We start from the raw sequence: 18,304 nt of genomic DNA, 5'->3' as shown, positions 1-18,304 counted from the left end.
GGGTAATTAAATGACAACATAACTATCTCAATATAAGGAGGGGTTACTATGGGATATATAGCACCTGTCACACAATTTGATTATATTCAATATGCCAACCGGACGGTCGAAGCTGCAGGGAAAGTAAGAATTGTTAAAGGAGCGGCACCCATTCAACCCATCCGTTTTGATCAGGTGTTGGAAAGGGAAAGGGAAAGCGTTGAAGGATTAAATCAAATTCAAGATAATGTTCGGGTAAGTGCATATGGAGCAGGCACATATCAACATGAAATGGGCAGGAGCGTCAGGAAAGATTTAACGGCTGGAATGACAGGAAAAGGCAGGTTCATCAACGAAATTGTCTAGTTCCTCCAGAAAGACAAAAGAGGACACGTGAAGTGTCCTTTTTGTGCTGACTTCTTAAAGAATGTCTATTTCCACGATTAGGGCTAACAATAGTTGCAATAAAAGTTGGATGTTTAGAGCAATTTGTGCATCAGTTGTTGTAATGTCGATATCACGGCTGTTTTCAACAATTGTTTTTTGGCGCGTGATTTGTTTAACATTGGAAGATTGGATTAATTGTTGAGTGATCTTATCAGCATTATCAGCATCTGCAACGGAAATGCTTACGATGACCGCAATTGCAGCTTGTAGAGCAGCTTGTAGTGAGAGGGCCGCTTTAACATCCGTTGAAGTGATATTTACATTACAAGAATCTTTAATGTAAATAAGTTCTTCAGAAAGCTGAACTTGATTATTATCCTGTCTTGCATCTTGGTCAATCTTTGTGTCATCGTCGTTACAGAATCCTGAAAGGGGATGTCTGGAAGCGGAATCTAGAGCCGACCATGACCTTTCAGAGTCATCATGTGTGTTACAATTGCTACGATATACATTTTGGTTCATGTTGTTTTTTCCTCCTTAGGTTTTATTCCCTATTAAAATATGCTTTGATGGTTAATCGGGTTGGACGAATAAATCAGTTCATTCGTCTATTTTTTAAATACTTAGAGAAATTATTAGTGTGTGGGGGATGAATAATAAAGAAGCTGGAGCTTTAGGAATGAAATGTAAGTGCTGCTATGTCTCGGTTTACTTATTTCTCGCCAGCAAGTAAGGTGATTAGGTGATATGGTGCGTCATTTATTTTTGGAATCCGTGAATTTGTTGTGAATGGAATTGGTAACTGGATTAACATCATGTTCCGTGATGTTCTTTTCTTGGTTTATGATTTTTAGTGATTGCTCTTGTAAATAACGAACGGTTTCTTTAAGGTTGTTTCTCTCTTTTTCAGTAAGATCGACCTTTTCCTTTTTGAAACCATGTTTTCTCAAAGTCCTCGAAACCAGCAGCTCCATCAGTCTTTTTTGAGACTCATCCAGGTTAAAATCATTGTTACCCATAAAATTTTCCCTCCTTCTTGCTTTCTATATATAGACTATGTATTTTTGATGAGATTGCCATTGAACGGAAATGGTTTTTTTCATAAAACGATAATTTAAGTCCATGAACGAACAAAAAAAGCTGTCCAATCAGAAGACTGAAAGGACAGCTTTTTTATATCAAAAAATGGTTTTCTTCATCGTTTTATGAGGAATGCCAGCATCCATGAATTCGTCGGAAACGATCTCATAACCTAATTTTGAATAAAAAGGGATGGCATGCACTTGGGAATCAAGCTTTAATTGAGGCACTTCCTGCTGGATTGCGTATTCCTCAATAGCATTCATGATCATGGCGCCGGCACCGTTCTTACGGCCCGATGACAGTACACAAATGCGCTGTACTTTACCGATGTTGTCAATGACCCTGAAGCGGCCGGCACCGATTGGCTGATGCTGCTCATCATATAAAACGAAATGTGTGGAATCTTTTTCATATTCATCGATCTCTTCTTCAAGAGGGACGTTTTGTTCTTGGACGAACACTTTTCTTCGAATCATATATGCGTTTTCAAGCTCTTGGCTGTTCTCTGCGATTTTTACAAACACGAAATCATTCAGCTCCTAATCTAAATGTTTCATAAACGGTCCATGCCCCATCTTCAAGTTGATACAGCAAGTGAACTCGTTTCACCTCTTCTTCATGGCTGATGTCAAGCATGCTTAATTGGCCTAAAACATCAGAATGCTCATTATCGGATAAATCTTGAGCGATTGTAATATGCGGGACAAATGCATGTTCACTTTCACTTTTTATGAAATCCTCATTGTTAAGCGCATCATGCAGCTCTTGAAGCCCTTCGGATAATTCTACTTTGAAATAAATAGTATTGCTTACGGGTTGGAAAGACTTCGTTTTGGTTACGCTCATCGTAAAAGGTCTGCACTTTTGAGCGATGCCTTTTAATTGTTCCGCGATTGTTGAAATTTCCATATCCGTCGCTTCGAACGTTGGTTTAAGCGTTAGATGCGGTGGTATGAAAGCATACTTCGTATCATACCGTTTGCGATAGGAGTTAGCTAAATCTTGAAGTTTTTTTGAAGGGAAAATTGCAACACCATATTTCATAAATAAAACCTCCTGATATTTTTTATTGTTGTATTATAGTTGGACATGTTTTTTTCTTGAAACCATCCCAAACAGATGATTTCGAGTAATTAGAACATTTCCAATAGTGCTCGTTTCAAATCTGCCTGCCAGTATTTCCAGGTATGATTACCTTCAAATTCTTCATAGAAGCAAGGAAATCCTTTTTGGTTTATTAATTTATGCAATTCCCTATTTGGTTCTATGAAGTTTGCCTTATTGCCATCCGTCGTCGGTACATCCGTTTCACCCGTCCCGATCACATGGTAAAGTTCGAGGAGATGCGGATCCTCAAAATTACGTACAGCATCCATTACTGCTTCATTGGCAAGCGGGGACTGCATGATGCATTTACCGAATGTATGCGGATACTGCAAAGCGGCCAATAAAGAAACTGTACCGCCAAGAGAGTCACCGATCAAAGTTCGACCATGTCCCATTTGATAGGTTGGGAATTCATCATCTAAAAACGGAACTAGTTCATGAGCAAGAAAACGTATGTATGTAATATGCTGTTCCCCGTCCGGATGATATTTGCGCCTGCGGTCAAAGCGGTCTTTATAAGGAATGCCGACAATGATGATATTCTCGATCTCATCGTTCCCTAACAGTTCATCTGCTACCCGACCGATTCGGCCCATTTGAAAATAATCACGGCCATCCTGAGCAATCACAAGCGAATATTTATACAATGGCGAATAATTAGCAGGCAAGTAAACAAGCAATTCCAATTCTTCTGCTAAAGCTTCGCTTTTAAACATGTACTCTTTAATTGTGCCTTTGCGTAAACTCATTCTCCCGCACCTCAATGATAATTAATAATGAAAAACAACTTACTTGATTATTTTAGCATAGCCTTGCAACTTTTTCCCGCGACAAGAATTTGGAATATAAAATTTTCGTTATATTTTCTAAAAATTTAAATTATAAGGTGTTATAATACAAGGATATAGAAAAATAATACAAAAAAAGGTGGCGAATAAAATGGCAGATGTACACGTGCACAGCAGGGAAGTGACAAAGGCGGCTAAACGAACATTATTGGAGCGTGGTGTCAGTGTGGAGGCAATTGCAAAAATCGTATATGAATTGCAGTTCCCGTACAAAGCTGATCTTAAGTTGGAGGAATGCATCCACAGCGTTGAGCGTGTCCTGTTGAAAAGGGAAATTCAACATGCCATTTTAGTCGGTGTGGAGCTGGATAAACTGGCAGAGCAAAAAAAACTATCAGAACCCCTGCAATCGATTGTTGAATCGGATGAAGGGCTATTCGGAGTGGATGAAACGATTGCCTTTGGTGCAGTACTCGGTTACGGAAGCATTGCTGTAACAACCTTTGGCCATTTGGATAAAAATAAAATAGGCGTCATACACGAACTTGATAAGAAGCAAGAAGGAATCGTGCATACCTTCCTGGATGACATCGTTGCAAGCATTGCCGCGAGTGCCGCCTCAAGGTTAGCTCATCGTCTGAGAGATGAAGAGGAATCGTTAACTGAACAGGAAAAGGACATCCAGGAAGAAGAAGAGTTAATAGGTTGAACCTTGAAGAGCATTCTTCAGCCAGACCTGTAAAACCTGGCCTTAATGAGGCGGGCAGAAAGGATGTTGGCTACTTTAAATGTCCGTTTTGTCTGCCTTAGAAAACAGAATGCGTGAATATGGCCTGGATAAATTTCAAGCACCTGGATTTTCCGTTGTGTAATCTTACCTTGTTCAGAGAGATAAATTATTTCTAATGGAGCATTTTCTTCCATATGTTTACGAAGTATATATTTCATTCCCAGTCACTCCTTTGCTGACTTGCTTGCTATCATTATATGCGAACATACGTTTTATATGCAAGTGAAAAGCGAATGTTTGTTCTGTTTTGTTGTGAGGGTGAATGGAAGAAGATGAAATTATAACTTTTTTAATATTATATGTAGAGTTTTTAACAAAAAAACAAAAAACGATTTATGTACTCAATTTCTGACCTTTCTACTAACAGGTCTCTTTGAATCGCAGTAGCTAGGTTCTTCATCAACCAAAACTGAAGTGCGGTTATACCTCACCTCATTTTCATTGAGAATAAAGAATCTGTTTCCCCGATTATATCCACAAAAATCCCTTCCTTATTGTTAACGACCACCTTCTTAATAAAATATAAAAATCCAGTAGATTTTTGCTGTTTGAGTTAGATTTATTTTCAAATTTGTAACATATGTACAAACATCTTTTCTTTTAATGAATAAAATAACCCGAAAATAAAAAAAGAAAAAGGTGATTATAATTAAAAATCATTATTCCATTTCACATTGTAATTCCTTTATAGACACCACATATCTTAATAAGAAATGTGTGCAAAAGAAACCGGATGATTGTCATAGCTGCCATAAGAAACACAATGACTGTATATGTCACCAAAAGAAACCGGATGATTGTCATAGCTGCCATAAGAAACACAATGACTGTATATGTCACCAAAAGAAACCGGATGATTGTCATTGCTGTCATAAAAAACACAATGACTGTATTTGTCATCAAAAGAAACCGGATGGTTGTCACTGCTGTCATAAGAAACACAATGACTGTATTTGTAAGCAAAAGAAAGATGATGACTGTCATTTGTGCCATAAGAAACATAATGACTGTATTTGTCATCAAAAGAAATCGGATGATTGTCATTGTTGTCATAAAAAACACAGTGACTGTATTTGTGAGCAAAAGAAAACCGATGACTGTCATTTGTGCCATAAGAAACATAATGACTGTCACTGTGATAATAAGAAACATAATCTAGTAAGAGCATCTGCGTTCAGGGCTAATAAGAATACACCACAACTTTACGAAGCAGCGTTAACTCCCTCTGTAAAAGTTTTATTCCAAACTGAACAGTTTGATTTAGCGGATGAATATAATCCGCATATATCAACATTTATTCCAACTAAGGATGGAATTTATGAGATAACAGCAAAAGTCTCGTTTTGTCCGTCAAAAAGTAAAAGCAATGATTCCTCAAAAAACAAAAAAGATAATTGCAAATGTGATTATTGCAGTAAAAATAGTTGCAACTGTGATTATTGCAGAAAACATCATTCTTCAAAAGACAAAAAAAGGAATTCTTCAAAAGAAGGATATGTCGCATCCATTTCCATTAACGTAAACGGAGATAATTTAGATATTGTTAATGACTTCTTGGAGAAATCAAGACCTATTGGACTATCCGTTACTACAATCCTTCAGTTACAAGCAGGAGATCGGGTACAAGTATTATTTAGCGCAGATGCAAACGGAGAAATTTTAGCAGAAGCATCTTTAACAAACTTTCAGGCTGCCAGATTCCCTTCTCCAATGTAAAGATCTTTCTGCTTTAGTCTTAGATTGAGTAAATGGACATCATATTTGTTAATTAAAGTTGAGTAAACGTATGATTAGGAGCCTTGGATTCTCCTTGAAAAAGGTGAGGCGGATTCTATTCCGAGAAATTTTTGGGGTCAGATCGATCTTTCAGGGATTAACGCCTAAGACCACACTTTACGGAAAAAATTTTTTTTAGCAAAACTACTTGTTTTATTTTGAATACCACTATATAATAAATCTTGTTCAGAAAAGAAGTCAGCAACTAAGTAAGGTTAAAACCAAGCTCTAAAGAGCTTGATTTACATACGACTTGTTAGCTCAGTGGGAGAGCACTTCCTTGACAGGGAAGGGGTCGTGGGTTCGAATCCCTCACAGGTCATCAACTGCCAAAGGCTCAAATCCTTGATATCACAGGGGTTTGGGTCTTTTTTTGTTTATAAAGAATTAGTTCATTTTGTATTATTTACTCAATTGGTGGCGTAATGGTGGCGGATAGAGCGGCATTTAAACGTATTACAGGACAATTTACTTGTAATAATTAATATTTCAATGAACTGTAGGTAAAGCCTTTTGCTTATTTAGCTAATGATGGAGGTTAAAAAGAAGACCATCAACTTATTCTATGTTGGTCTTCTTATAATTAAATGTTAGTGCTTTTTATTTTGTCTAAAGGGTGCTTTGCAATATTTAAACAATGGCTTTGTTAAAGGAACTTGTTGATTTTCTTATTGAACTGACGGGGCAGGTTACTAAGAAGATTGTCTAATAAAAAACTTTTAATGTTAAAAACTAAAGGGAGGTTTTGCTTGAATAGGATAATCAACTATTTATGAAAAAATTTAAATTGTTAGTCTCAATAAGATAAGGCACTGTTCCAAAAGGAATAGTGCCTTTATAAATTGAAAAGAAGTTCGCTAAGTCTTTTTACAATAGAGATACTTAACTCTACCCCCTTATTGTTTGTTTTTTCACCGGAATGTAAATGTACAATTCTTTGTTCTCTGCTCCATACATCTTTCATCATACAGTTCGAATTCCACTGTTCCATCATGTTCAATGCCGATTGTGGAAACCATTCTGTAAATATGTAATTCCATGTGGACTGAAGAGCTAAAGGATTTTCCATCTGACATCGGTGTAGTAAAAACAGCTTACTCTAGTTCAGAAAAGCTCATAATTTCTTGACTTAGAGTAAACTCTAAGTGTTACTCTTCCTTTGTGTCAGTAATTAAAAAAGAAAGAAGAAATAGACATATCAGATTTAATGGAGGCGGTTATATTGACATATTCTATTGGAGAATTTTCTAATATCGTTGGGTTGAGCGAACATACATTGAGGTTTTATGAAAAAGAAGGGTTAATAAAAGTAAACAGAGACGATAAAAATGTCAGAATCTACTCGGATGAAAATAAATTATGGATTGAATCTTTGCTCCACCTAAAAAATACGGGGATGACTCTAAAAGACATGAAGAAATTTGCCATGTGGGGGCATATCGGGGAAGAAACTATGGATGAAAGGTTATCTCTACTTAAAAATCATCGAAAGAAAGTAGTGGAAGATTTGGAGAAGCTTCGTCAAAGTTTAGAGCATCTGGATAATAAAATAAATTTTTATGAAAATGAATTAGGAGACTGTTTCTCTGAAAATTAAGCAACAAGTTTTTTGAAATTTTGATAAACCTCGTACTGGCAGTCTTTGAAATCGTGTTTTTATCAAATTGCTCTGTTAAACGATAGTGTTGATTTTTTTAGCAAAACCAAAAGGACCAAGACGGTCCTTTTGATTACACCTTCTTAAATTAACGCACCAGATAGTTTAAGTACAATACTCCACAATCTTAAAAAATAAGGGAACGGGTATTGGAACCACCTATTTTTAACACAGGTAACACAATTGCGTAAATTAAATTTTTTGTATGATTTCTTTTTCCTGAAGTTCATACATTGCTACTTTATAACTTATCACTTCTAAATGTTTAAGATTTTCATTAATTTTGTTCTGTACCTCTAATTTATGCTGCATCATCATTTCTTTTCTTTGAAAGAATGTCTCATCTCCTAATTCATAGAGTTCTACATATTCTTTTATTTTGGCAATAGGCATTCCTGTCAATCGGAAAGAGCGAATGAGCTTTATCCACTCAATATTTTGATTGTTATATATTCTGTGACCATTGGAGTCACGAGAAATGTCCTTTAAAATCCCTTCTCTTTCATAAAATCTAAGTGTATTTGCCGATACATCTAAATTTTCAACTACATATTTCAATGAATATGACATTTAACTCTTCTCCTTTTAAGTTATAGTTACTATAACTAAATTTTCATCACAAATCAGAAAGTAATTTAGATAAACCTTATTTTATCACATTCATGCTTTCATATAATTTTGATTTGACTTGCAGTAACAATAACAACGTACAATCAAATTAAGTTAATGAAGGAGGTAATTATATATGAGTAAAGTTTGGTTTATTACAGGTGCTGCCCGCGGTATGGGAGCTGAAATTGCAAAAGCAGCCCTAGCCGCCGGTAATCAAGTAGTTGCGACGGGTCGTCGTGTAGATGTGGTAACTAAGGCACTTGGCACTTCGGAAAACCTCTTCGTCACGGAGCTTGATATCACGCGTGAAGGTCAAGTGAAGAACGCAATGGAGGCAGCCATCAATCGCTTTGGTCGTATTGATGTATTGGTCAACAACGCTGCATATGGACATCTCGGTGTCTTCGAGGAAACTTCCTTGGATGAGGTCCGTGCTCAGTATGATACGAATGTTTTTGGAACGATGGCAGTAACTCAAGCGGTTATTCCATTTATGCGTAAACAACGTAGCGGGCGAATTATCAACATTTCGTCAGCTGCAGGTTTGAAGGGTGTTTTCGGCGGTTCAATCTATAACTCCAGCAAGTTTGCGGTAGAGGGTTTCTCACAGTCAATCGCTGAAGAACTCGCGCCATTTGGAGTTTACGTTACTGTCGTCTCACCAGGCTTCTTCCGGACAGATTTCCTTGACTTGAGTTCTGTTAAATATTCTAAAGCAGGCATTAGTGACTATTCTGAAGCATTAGCGGAATTTCGTGATTTCCATGACAACCGAAATCATACTCAAGTTGGCGACCCGGCGAAGCTCGCCTATGTTGTTCTTCAACTGGTTCAGGTCGAGAAGCCTCCGGTTTCGTTTGTTGCGGGTACTGATGCAGTGGATTGGGCAAAGAGCGTTGTTAATCAAAAAAAGGAACAGCTCGATGAGTGGCACGCTCTTTCCATTAGCACTGATGGTACCTGGTAAAAAACAATCAAGAACTATATATCTTTTGAAATATGTGGACTTTAGGAGAGGGGATTTCCCTCTCTTTATTAATCTAAGGGCCTTGTTTAACTAACTTGACCCGTTAGTTGAAGAAGAAAATCAACATCATTCTGAAACAGTGCCTATCGAAAAAAATAACAAAAAAACACTTGCCTTAGAGTGTACTCTAAGGATTAATCTACTCTTGCACCATTTAAATACATGAAGGATTGATAAACATTTACAAAATAGTGCATAACTAACAAGAAAATATAGAAAGAGGTTAAAAAATGAACACAAAATATAACAACTCATTTGAACCCTTCGCATTTGAAAATGGAATCACCCTTAGAAATCGTGTCGTGATGGCACCAATGACGACTTGGTCCAGTAATGATGATTACACCATTTCAGATGAAGAAGTGAAATATTATAAAAAAAGAGTCAATGGAGTAGGACTTGTTATTACTGGCTGTACTCATGTGCAACGAAACGGTATAGGTTTTACGAATGAATTCGCAGCTTATGACGATAAATTTATCCCAAGTCTACGTAAGTTAGCTGATGCTGCTAAAAGTGGGGGAGCTCCTGCAATACTTCAGATTTTCCATGCGGGTAACAAAGCACTACCATCTTTAACTCCAGATGGAGAGGTGGTTAGTTCTAGTGCTGTAGAGACTGAAGCTACTGGATTTGCTCCTTCAGTATTACCTAGAGAACTTTCACATGATGAAATAATGGAAGTGATTCATGCGTTTGGAGATACAACAAGACGAGCCATTGAAGCTGGTTTTGATGGTGTTGAAGTTCATGGTGCACATGGATTTTTACTTCAAAACTTCTTCTCTCCTTTCTTCAATAGACGTGAGGATGAATGGGGTGGCTCTCTAGAAAATCGCTTGCGTTTCCCATTGGCAGTCGTTCAGGAAATGAAAAATGTGATTAAAAAACATGCAACAAAGCCATTTATTTTCGGATACAGAATATCTCCTGACGAACATGAAGAAGGCGGTTTGAGAATGAAGGATACCTATGAATTAATTAATCGTCTTATTGAAGCAGATGTTGATTATGTACATGCTTCGTTGGCTAATGCCCTATCCTCAAAGCCTGTAGATAGTAAAGATGAAAAAACATATCTTGAATTAATTGTTGAACATGTAAACGGCAGAGTTCCTGTAATGGCTGCTGGTTCTATGGTAACTCCGGATGACGTTTCAACAGCGGTAGATAAGGGTCTATCCCTAGCAGCGATTGGACATACGTTAATCATGAATCCAGACTGGGTAGAAAAGGTTCAGACTGGAAAAGAAGCTGAAATTGAGACAGCCATTAAGACGTCAAAAGTAAGCGAGCTTGAGCTTCCTGAAAAACTTTGGAATATAATTCAAGCTTCAGGTCCTTGGTTTAAGATTGAGGAATAACATCGTAATTGTTTTTTATCACGTTTTTATTAAGAGAGGATGTTATTTATATGTCAAATATTCAAGGTAAGGTTGTCATTATTACCGGTGCTTCTAGTGGGATAGGAGAAGCTACTGCAAAAGAACTTGCATCTAAAGGTGCGAAGCTGGTACTGGCGGCTCGTCGTGAAGAGCGATTAAAGAAATTACAAGAAGAGATTCAAAATAATGGCGGGCAAGCTATTTATAAAGTGACGGATGTTGCCTCAAATGAACAAATGGAAGAGTTAGCTAATTATGTTCTTAAAGAGTTTGGAAAGATTGATGTAATGGTCAATAATGCAGGAGTAATGCCTCTATCACCTGTTCATCAGAAAAAAATCAATGAATGGGATAAGATGATTGATGTGAACATCAAGGGTGTACTCTATGGTATTGCTGCTGTTCTTCCCTCCATGAGAGAAAGAAAAGAAGGGCATATTATTAACGTTTCCTCAATAGCTGGTCACTTAGTATTCCCTGCTAGTGCAGTTTATAGTGGTACAAAGTTTGCTGTACGTGCCATCACAGAAGGTCTCCGTATAGAAGAGGCTAGCAACAATATTCGTACAACCATTATCTCACCAGGAACTATTGCTACAGAATTACTAGAATCCATTTCAGATTTAGAGTTGAAATCTGCAATCGTTGAAGATAGCAAAATTGGAATCGAGCCTGCTAGCATTGCTCGTGCCATTGCATTTGCAATTGAACAACCATCAGATGTAGCGGTTAATGAGATGATTGTTCGTCCAACCATTCAAGAACTCTAAAAAGAAAACTCCTTAAGGAATTTATGGAAGATGCAGTTTGGGGCAGCAATTGGGTATTATCAAACAGTAGTTTATTTACATCAAGGGGCTTTAGACGGAGCGAATGAGCTCTCAGAAAGGATGAAGTCGGAAAAAAACTAAGTATTTCTGTGGAATACCCGGAATTCCCATTTATCAGCACAGATATCCTGCTGGATTCTGAGTAGGTTAGAACTTTACCACACTGAAAACTTCCTTTGTATTTTTAAGGACATTCTTAAAATGATTGACAGTCAATAAGGTAATTGTGGAAGTGTAAGTTTCATACTAATAACAATAAAATAGACAGCAATCTGCTGTCTATTTACCCCATAAATAATTTAATGATTCCGCTGCTTCCGATTGTAGTGAAGGAATTAAGTGAGAATATCTGTCCATAGTAGTTGATATTTTTGTATGTCCTAATCTTTCAGAAACAACTTTCATGTGAATGTTTTGTTGAAGAAGAAGAGAAGCATGAATATGACGCAAGTCATGAAATGTTATATTAGGTACTTCAGCTTTTTTTATTAATATTTTCATATTACGTAGAAGGTTTCTAGGGTTTACAGTTGTACCAATTTCGTTAGGTACAACCAAGTTAAGTTCTCTGGATATATGGTCTTTTTTCTCTTGCTCATTTTTTATTCTATTAAGTTCCATTAAGATATCAGTAGGAATATCAACATTCCTTCGAGAGCCTTTTGTCTTAGGTTTCATAATGATTGTCTTTCCATCTGTACTTAAAACTTTCAGAACAACTAGTTTCTTTTTGGTAAAGTCAATTTCATTCCAAGTTATACCAAGAATCTCGCCACGCCTAAGACCACAAAAAATTCCTAAAAGATATGCGGGGTAGTATACTGTACCTTTTGCGACATCTAAAAATCTCCTGATATCATCTTCTGACCATTCAATAGTAGTTTTAAGAATTTCAGGTGGTTTTTTAATCTTACTAGCAGGGTTTACTGAAAGATATTCTTGTTCTACAGCATAATTTAAACTGTTTTTTAGCACAGAAATAATCTTACTAATGGAGTTATTGGACAATTTTTTATCATGTAAACCGGTTTTAAAATTATTTAGTAGTCTAATATTTAAATTTTCTATTAAATAATGACCAATCACCGGTTTTAAATAATTACTTACAATACTAGAATATGTAGAAAAAGTAGAACTAGCAACTGAATGTTCAATCTGTTCCATCCAAATGTCTAAAAAGTCACAATAAGTATACTTTGCAGCCTGTATAAATTTCCCTTTATTGATTTCATTTAACACTTCATTCAAGGAATTTTGTGCTTCTTTCTGAGTTTTGAATCCTCTTTTTTTCTTTTTAATTCTCCGACCATCAGCTGTTTTACCAATATCGACTGTATAACACCAAGTTCTTCCCTCTTTCTTTACGCTGCCTCTCATATTAAACTCTCCTTTATCGTTAATAGTCTTATAGATACAGTATGTTTAACTTTTTGATATCTTATACATCTGTTTAGTTAACTTTTTAACCATTCTATAAAAGTTGGTTTATATATTATAATTCTCTTCCCAACTCTTCTAACAGGAAAAGAATTGCTGTTAGCTAGTATATAAGCTTGTTCCCGCCCTATCCCAAGGATATTTTGTAATTCGGTAACAGTTATAACATCTGGATATGAATCAAGCGTACTTATATTTGTCATGTCTATTTCCCCTTTCCTTCTAACCAATTAATAAAGTGCTCTTTAGAATAGAGATGTCTATTACCAAGTCGTATTGTCTTGAAATCCTCAGTTTTAACTAAATCATACGTTTGTCTTTGTCCGATTCTTAATATATTTTGTATATCCTTAACTTTTAATATAGAAGGGTATTCGGTTGTTATCACGTTTATTTTCCTCCTTTCAAAACTCTACACGCTGATATTAACAAATTGATTTTATTAAATGTGAAAATATCTATTTTATTTTTGATAAGATAAAAAATAGTTCTTTGTAACTACTTTTAATTTTGGATTTCAGTTAGTAAGACAAATCAGGCAACATGAGTAAAAGCAAAACGGTAAAAGTGAGTTAGTTTTTTATATAGTGTTGGAGCATCCATCTAGATGTTTTACTTTTGAGTTAATGCTTGTATGAGTATTAACTCTTTTTTTGTTCTGTTTTAAATCTAGTAATACTACCTTGGCTGTGTTTCAAGTCTTCATTCTATTATTTAAATAACATTGGAGAATCTATTAATAAAAACTAATTATGGTAAAATATAGCTAGATTGTTAACTGAGTAGAATGGAGAATGGAATAATGAAATCTATCTTATTGAGAACAGGATTATTAACATGTTTATTACTTGGTTTGGTCAATGAAGAAACCTCTGCCGCGTCAGAATGGGCATCCAAATGCTCACCGTTGTTTGGTGTAATTAAGGAAAATGAAAATCCCTCTTTTCAGCATATTAACTGTTTACTGACGAATGCAGCTTTGGATGCAGAAATCCCTCCTGAAGTAGTAAAGGCTGTGGCTTGGAAAGAAAGTGATTGGGTGCAATTCATAGCGCCGAACAAACCTAAAATTTCCTATGATGATGGAATCGGTATCATGCAGGTTACAGATATACCAGAGGAGTACGGCAAGGAAGAGAAATTAAAATATGTAGAGAAATTATCATACGATATTACTTTCAATATCGAGGAGGGCGTCAAAATCCTCAACGAAAAGTACGATTATTTCGATAACAATACTCTTCCAAAAATACAAGGTGCAGGAAGACAGGAAATAGAAAATTGGTATTTCCCTATCATGGCGTACAATGGAACAAAATCTATTAACGGTCCTGTATACCAGAGCGATGGGACGAAAAATACAAAAGCTTATCAAGAAATAGTCTTTTCTTATATTGAAAATGATAGCTTCTTAACAAAAACTCAATTTTTAGCACAATTTCCTTTCAAGAAAGAGCATTTCTCATACGACCCTAACAACAATATTGTTTTTAGGGAAAAGACATTTATACTAACTGACCCATTGCATACTTCTGTCTACTTTGTAAAAAACGGGCAAGATGTAGTCGTAACAGGAGGGAATAGGTATTTAAGAGCACAGCCTGCTGCTTCCAGTGAGATAAATTATATAGCTCCAAAAAATACTTTATTGGAAATCACAGGAGAATTGGCATATACCTTAAAAACAGAGAAAACAGCAAATGCAAATCAGTTTGTCTGGTTTCATGTTAAAACGAAAGATGGGAAATCAACTGGTTATATTTCCTCTGCTTATATTAAAAAGCGAGATTCGTCTTGGACACCACCTTTAGATAACGCAGCTCCTGCATTACCAAAAGTGAATGAAGTAACAGATAAAACGACGAATATAATAGGGGAAAGCGAACCTGGTTCCATCCTTATGGTTAAAGCCGGTACACCAGTAATAGGGTATACTACAACAAGTACCGATGGTAAATTCACCGTCCGAATATCCAAACAAAAAGCTGGAACAAAACTAACCGTCACAGCTACTGATAAAGCAGGAAACACAAGTGAGGCAAAAGATTTAACGGTTAAAGATGCAACAGCGCCGTCTATTCCAAGCGTTAATGCTATCTATGATTATTCGACTACTATTACTGGTAAAGCTGAAACCAATGCAAAAGTATATGCGATGGTGGGAAGCAAGAAAATCGGGGAAACAACAGCGAAAAACAGTGCTTATTCCATGAAGATTGCTAAACAAAAAGCCGGTACAACGATTCTTATTTATGCGGTTGATGTAGCTGGAAATAAGAGTGCAAGTAAATCGGTAAAAGTAATCGATAAAACAGCTCCTTCTGCTCCAAGTGTTAATACCGTTTATGATTATGCGACGGCTATTACTGGTAAAGCCGAAACCAATGCAAAAGTATATGCGGTTGTAGGAACCAAAACAATTGGAGAAGCCACATCAAAAAGCGGTTCGTATACCATGAAGATTTCGAAGCAAAAAGCTGGCACTTCCATTGTTGTTTATGCGAAAGATGCTTCAGGAAATAAGAGCTCCAGCAGAACTGTTAAGGTCATTGATAAAACAGCTCCACCTGTCCCAACGGTTAATAAAATAACTAGTAAGACCATAACGGTTACTGGTAAGAGTGAAAAAGGCGCATCCATTTATATTTACAATGGAAGCAAGAAAATCGGACAAGGAGTAGTAGATAGCCGAGGAAATTATAAAGTGAAAATCAAGGCACAAAAGAAGGGGTCTACTATAAAGGTATACGCTCAAGACAAATCACGGAACAAGAGTAAAAGTAAAACAACGAAGGTAAGCTAATGTTAAATCAAAAGACACTAACAAAAATGGTCATACTTCTCCAAGTATGACCGTTCTTTTTTGTATATTTATTAAACAATAATGTTGGTGCACTAGATTAATAAAACCGATTAACGCTTAACACAAAAAGAATCTGCTGATTATAATTCTAATCATTCATCTGTAAGGATATATAAATTAGAACGACGTCTATTCCTCCATTTGGTAGACCCACACTTTTTATTATTTCCTTTGCCTAAAAAGCAGGTCCCATATCTTGTGACCAAACCATATCGCCATCCATTTTCTTTTCAATTTCTGAACCAAATATCGTTTTTCATGAAATGTCTACGTTTACTTAAATTCATCCATTAAACAATCTACTATTTGATTCTTGAAATCTGGATTTTCCACTTTTATTTACCTTGCATGTTTTTGTAAAACAACTATTGATTAAAATATTGTTACAAGAGATAATAAACCGTGCTAAAAGAGACACCATACAGGGGGAAAATGATTAATGAGGTTTTTAAAAGTATTAATAATAGGTTTATTGTCTATCATTCTTTTATCGGCATGTTCAGACAGTTCAAACGGAGATGTCAAAAAGGTTGAAGAACCGAAGAAAGAGCAAAAAGAGTTCACAACATTGGAAGATTTCTCTAAAATAGATTTTGAGAATCCAGATAAAGAGGCATGGGCTAAAATTTATATGCCAAAAAAAGATTTCAAAACAATTTTAAAACAGATGGCAGGTCCTGATGACGAAGGCGCTATCGCCTATAAAAGCATGGAATTAAAAGATTCCAAAACAATTGAAATGAAAGTGAACAATTCAGACGGCGGAAGCTTTGAAAATAGCATGCAAGCAGCAATTATGGATGCCTACATACGAGAACTATATAAACACTCTGAGCTCTACGATGATAAAAAAGAACCAACTATCCGTACTGTTGATTTGAGTAATACAGTTATTGCGGAAAACAAGAAACCCATTGAATTCGATGAAGACAGTGAGGATTCCGAACAAAAACCTAAAGAACTTGGAACCTTTAAGCTGGGTGAAAAGGTAAATGTGGAAGGGCACATCATTACATTAACAAATGCACATTATACAAAGGAAAGAAACGAATTCGAAGAAACACAGCCAAAAGAAGTATTGGGATTTGATATTGAATACCAAAATGGGACAAAGGAAGAACAACTAGCTAGCGCAGACGATTTTGAGGTATATGACAGCAAAGGTGAAAAGATGGAGGTATATGCACTCGATACTTTAACCGAGACTGTCCAAGCTGGGAAGCACGTTAACGGACCTGCTGCTTTCGGAGTAACCGGTAATGCACCTTATGAAATCTTTTACACAGATTATATTACGGGTAGCAAAGCAAAATGGATTATGGAAGTGAAATAATCGTTTTCATGTTCATTTTTTGAAGCAAAAATTTTAGGCAAAAAGGTACTCACAACAATGGTGAGTACCTTTTTTTATTATGCCTTTTATGTTTCAATCTTCTATATAAAAATATCAATGCATTGTTCTACAGTTGTTGCAGAGGCTAACTTTTTCGCTTTTGTAGCCAAAATATCTGCCGGTTCTGTATCGAATAACACCAAATAAGTTCTTCTAATAAACTTAAATACCTATATTCGCTTATCCAAGTGTTAATTCCTTTTAAGAAAAGAATATGTCGAAAAATAAATCGACACCATTTACTTAATACTTGGCTATGTTTGCGCTGGTTTGCTTTTTAACTTTTTTGTTCTATTGAGGATTAGAAGTAATATAATTAATGTGAGATTTTAATTGAGGTGTTGAAAATAATGAAAAAAGAAGAAATAAAACAAATTATTCGGGATACCGGTGACAAAGGAAACCGGTCATAAGCAATTTTTAAACTATCTAGGTGCTCGAATAAAGAGGTATTAGCTGTTGAGTCTTTAACACATAATTAATTTTTTACCAAGTAAAAAGGACCCTTGCATGGTCCTTTTCTTATGTATTGTCCGTTCAAAATAAGCCATGTTATACAGCCTTTAACCCGTCCTCCTTTAAACCATCTACATATTTTTTTATATCCCATTTTGAATATCATTTTTAAAAAAACTATCTAGTATAGCAAATTAAGTCTCCTATTTGTTGTTTTTTTTAATTAGATTTTTTTTTGGAAAAATAAATCCTGAATTAGAAAAAAAATTTCGATTTTCCATCCATTCAATTTTTTTATTTGCTACTATGACCTTACTGAAATGATGCTTACTAAATTGATGACAGAGAGGAATAGGAAAATGAAAATTCAAGTAAGGAAACCTAATCGAAGGATAAGAACAATTACCCAGCAAAAAATAAATGTATTTACAAATAAAATTGGAGAAGAACCAAACTATGAATGAGCATATCCCTGAAAATCTATTGGAAAGTCTTGAGAAAGTATGTAAAAAACATAATGTTTCTTCAACCATTGTTAATAAATATAAAGCTCTGATTATGAGCAGAAGGAATAAATAATGAAAAATATATTCGAGCAACTTAAGTTGCCAGGCTCAAATACATATAAGGCTGTCATTAAAAGAAAAGATATTTTAGAAGTGTCAGAGGATTTAGACGATACATACCAACTAGAATTCGATTTTGACAGCTTAAAAAACTTGTAGGTATATAAA

At 35.6% G+C, this 18,304-nt stretch carries 21 protein-coding genes and 1 tRNA gene; 11 read left to right on the top strand and 11 right to left on the bottom strand.

Going from position 1 to position 18,304, the window contains the following annotated elements:
* The first annotated feature begins 48 nt into the window (after nt 1-48).
* Nucleotides 49-345 (top strand): hypothetical protein, encoded by a 297-nt coding sequence (locus ACFX4H_RS09010; RefSeq protein ID WP_328137033.1) that lies wholly within the window; start codon nt 49-51, stop codon nt 343-345.
* 54 nt (nt 346-399) lie between these two features.
* Here ACFX4H_RS09010 and ACFX4H_RS09005 read toward each other — a convergent pair whose 3' ends face one another.
* The 5 genes from ACFX4H_RS09005 to ACFX4H_RS08985 form a co-directional block, all read right to left on the bottom strand.
* Nucleotides 400-888: a spore coat protein gene (locus ACFX4H_RS09005; protein WP_063577043.1), complete on the bottom strand. Its 489-nt coding sequence runs from the start codon at nt 886-888 to the stop codon at nt 400-402.
* A gap of 233 nt (nt 889-1,121) precedes the next feature.
* A complete protein-coding gene (locus ACFX4H_RS09000) occupies nt 1,122-1,385 on the bottom strand; it encodes a hypothetical protein (protein ID WP_034314453.1) in 264 nt (87 codons plus the stop codon).
* 159 nt (nt 1,386-1,544) lie between these two features.
* The gene (locus tag ACFX4H_RS08995; protein ID WP_034314452.1) at nt 1,545-1,973 is read right to left on the bottom strand and encodes a GNAT family N-acetyltransferase; all 429 of its coding nucleotides are present in this window, start codon (nt 1,971-1,973) and stop codon (nt 1,545-1,547) included.
* 4 nt (nt 1,974-1,977) lie between these two features.
* Nucleotides 1,978-2,493 carry a YjcG family protein gene (locus tag ACFX4H_RS08990; protein ID WP_034314450.1) on the bottom strand — a complete coding sequence of 172 codons (516 nt, stop codon included), beginning with the start codon at nt 2,491-2,493 and terminating at the stop codon, nt 1,978-1,980.
* An 89-nt stretch (nt 2,494-2,582) separates the two neighbouring features.
* Nucleotides 2,583-3,305, bottom strand: a complete 723-nt coding sequence (locus tag ACFX4H_RS08985) for an alpha/beta hydrolase (protein WP_377435002.1) — start codon at nt 3,303-3,305, stop codon at nt 2,583-2,585.
* Nucleotides 3,306-3,495: 190 nt separating this feature from the next.
* On the opposite strand from ACFX4H_RS08985, the gene ACFX4H_RS08980 reads away from it, so the two are divergent.
* Nucleotides 3,496-4,053: a phosphatidylglycerophosphatase A family protein gene (locus ACFX4H_RS08980; RefSeq protein ID WP_034314446.1), complete on the top strand. Its 558-nt coding sequence runs from the start codon at nt 3,496-3,498 to the stop codon at nt 4,051-4,053.
* A 17-nt stretch (nt 4,054-4,070) separates the two neighbouring features.
* Here the strand turns inward: ACFX4H_RS08980 and ACFX4H_RS08975 are convergent, their stop codons facing one another.
* Together ACFX4H_RS08975 and ACFX4H_RS08970 are read right to left on the bottom strand one after the other, a co-directional pair.
* A complete protein-coding gene (locus ACFX4H_RS08975; RefSeq protein WP_034314444.1) occupies nt 4,071-4,292 on the bottom strand; it encodes a hypothetical protein in 222 nt (73 codons plus the stop codon).
* Between the two features lie 511 nt (nt 4,293-4,803).
* A complete protein-coding gene (locus ACFX4H_RS08970; protein ID WP_377435000.1) occupies nt 4,804-5,256 on the bottom strand; it encodes a hypothetical protein in 453 nt (150 codons plus the stop codon).
* Between ACFX4H_RS08970 and ACFX4H_RS08965 the strand changes: the two genes are divergently transcribed.
* The 3 genes from ACFX4H_RS08965 (at nt 5,239) to ACFX4H_RS08955 (ending at nt 7,507) form a co-directional block, all read left to right on the top strand.
* Nucleotides 5,239-5,850, top strand: a complete 612-nt coding sequence (locus tag ACFX4H_RS08965; RefSeq protein ID WP_241636742.1) for a hypothetical protein — start codon at nt 5,239-5,241, stop codon at nt 5,848-5,850. The genes ACFX4H_RS08970 and ACFX4H_RS08965 overlap by 18 nt on opposite strands.
* Nucleotides 5,851-6,160: 310 nt before the next feature.
* A tRNA-Val gene (locus tag ACFX4H_RS08960) sits at nt 6,161-6,232 on the top strand.
* A 900-nt stretch (nt 6,233-7,132) separates the two neighbouring features.
* On the top strand, nt 7,133-7,507 hold the full coding sequence (locus ACFX4H_RS08955; protein ID WP_377434998.1) for a MerR family transcriptional regulator: 375 nt from the start codon (nt 7,133-7,135) through the stop codon (nt 7,505-7,507).
* Nucleotides 7,508-7,759: 252 nt separating this feature from the next.
* On the opposite strand, the gene ACFX4H_RS08950 is transcribed toward ACFX4H_RS08955, so the two are convergent.
* Nucleotides 7,760-8,137, bottom strand: a complete 378-nt coding sequence (locus ACFX4H_RS08950) for a MerR family transcriptional regulator (RefSeq protein WP_377434997.1) — start codon at nt 8,135-8,137, stop codon at nt 7,760-7,762.
* Nucleotides 8,138-8,312: 175 nt separating this feature from the next.
* Here ACFX4H_RS08950 and ACFX4H_RS08945 point away from each other — a divergent pair, with 175 nt between their 5' ends.
* The 3 genes from ACFX4H_RS08945 (at nt 8,313) to ACFX4H_RS08935 (ending at nt 11,361) form a co-directional block, all read left to right on the top strand.
* Nucleotides 8,313-9,146, top strand: coding sequence for an oxidoreductase (locus ACFX4H_RS08945; protein ID WP_377434995.1), 834 nt, complete (start codon nt 8,313-8,315; stop codon nt 9,144-9,146).
* A 290-nt stretch (nt 9,147-9,436) separates the two neighbouring features.
* Nucleotides 9,437-10,570: an NADH-dependent flavin oxidoreductase gene (locus tag ACFX4H_RS08940; protein ID WP_377434993.1), complete on the top strand. Its 1,134-nt coding sequence runs from the start codon at nt 9,437-9,439 to the stop codon at nt 10,568-10,570.
* Nucleotides 10,571-10,620: 50 nt separating this feature from the next.
* On the top strand, nt 10,621-11,361 hold the full coding sequence (locus ACFX4H_RS08935; RefSeq protein WP_377434991.1) for an SDR family oxidoreductase: 741 nt from the start codon (nt 10,621-10,623) through the stop codon (nt 11,359-11,361).
* Between the two features lie 339 nt (nt 11,362-11,700).
* On the opposite strand, the gene ACFX4H_RS08930 is transcribed toward ACFX4H_RS08935, so the two are convergent.
* From ACFX4H_RS08930 to ACFX4H_RS08920, 3 genes are all read right to left on the bottom strand, one after another.
* A complete protein-coding gene (locus ACFX4H_RS08930; protein ID WP_377434989.1) occupies nt 11,701-12,798 on the bottom strand; it encodes a site-specific integrase in 1,098 nt (365 codons plus the stop codon).
* 77 nt (nt 12,799-12,875) lie between these two features.
* Nucleotides 12,876-13,061: a helix-turn-helix domain-containing protein gene (locus tag ACFX4H_RS08925; RefSeq protein WP_252433379.1), complete on the bottom strand. Its 186-nt coding sequence runs from the start codon at nt 13,059-13,061 to the stop codon at nt 12,876-12,878.
* Nucleotides 13,062-13,063: 2 nt separating this feature from the next.
* The gene (locus ACFX4H_RS08920) at nt 13,064-13,246 is read right to left on the bottom strand and encodes a helix-turn-helix domain-containing protein (RefSeq protein ID WP_377434987.1); all 183 of its coding nucleotides are present in this window, start codon (nt 13,244-13,246) and stop codon (nt 13,064-13,066) included.
* A gap of 414 nt (nt 13,247-13,660) precedes the next feature.
* On the opposite strand from ACFX4H_RS08920, the gene ACFX4H_RS08915 reads away from it, so the two are divergent.
* From ACFX4H_RS08915 to ACFX4H_RS08905, 3 genes are all read left to right on the top strand, one after another.
* A complete protein-coding gene (locus ACFX4H_RS08915) occupies nt 13,661-15,661 on the top strand; it encodes an Ig-like domain-containing protein (protein WP_377434985.1) in 2,001 nt (666 codons plus the stop codon).
* Nucleotides 15,662-16,160: 499 nt separating this feature from the next.
* A complete protein-coding gene (locus tag ACFX4H_RS08910; protein ID WP_377434983.1) occupies nt 16,161-17,054 on the top strand; it encodes a hypothetical protein in 894 nt (297 codons plus the stop codon).
* Between the two features lie 1,094 nt (nt 17,055-18,148).
* A complete protein-coding gene (locus ACFX4H_RS08905) occupies nt 18,149-18,295 on the top strand; it encodes a hypothetical protein (RefSeq protein WP_328109920.1) in 147 nt (48 codons plus the stop codon).
* Nucleotides 18,296-18,304 lie beyond the last annotated feature (9 nt).

This window comes from Peribacillus sp. YIM B13477 (assembly GCF_042787955.1).
GTDB classification, from domain to species: domain Bacteria; phylum Bacillota; class Bacilli; order Bacillales; family DSM-1321; genus Peribacillus; species Peribacillus frigoritolerans.
The sequence above is the reverse complement of the archived record's forward strand: the minus strand, read 5'-3'. Positions and strand labels throughout refer to the sequence as shown.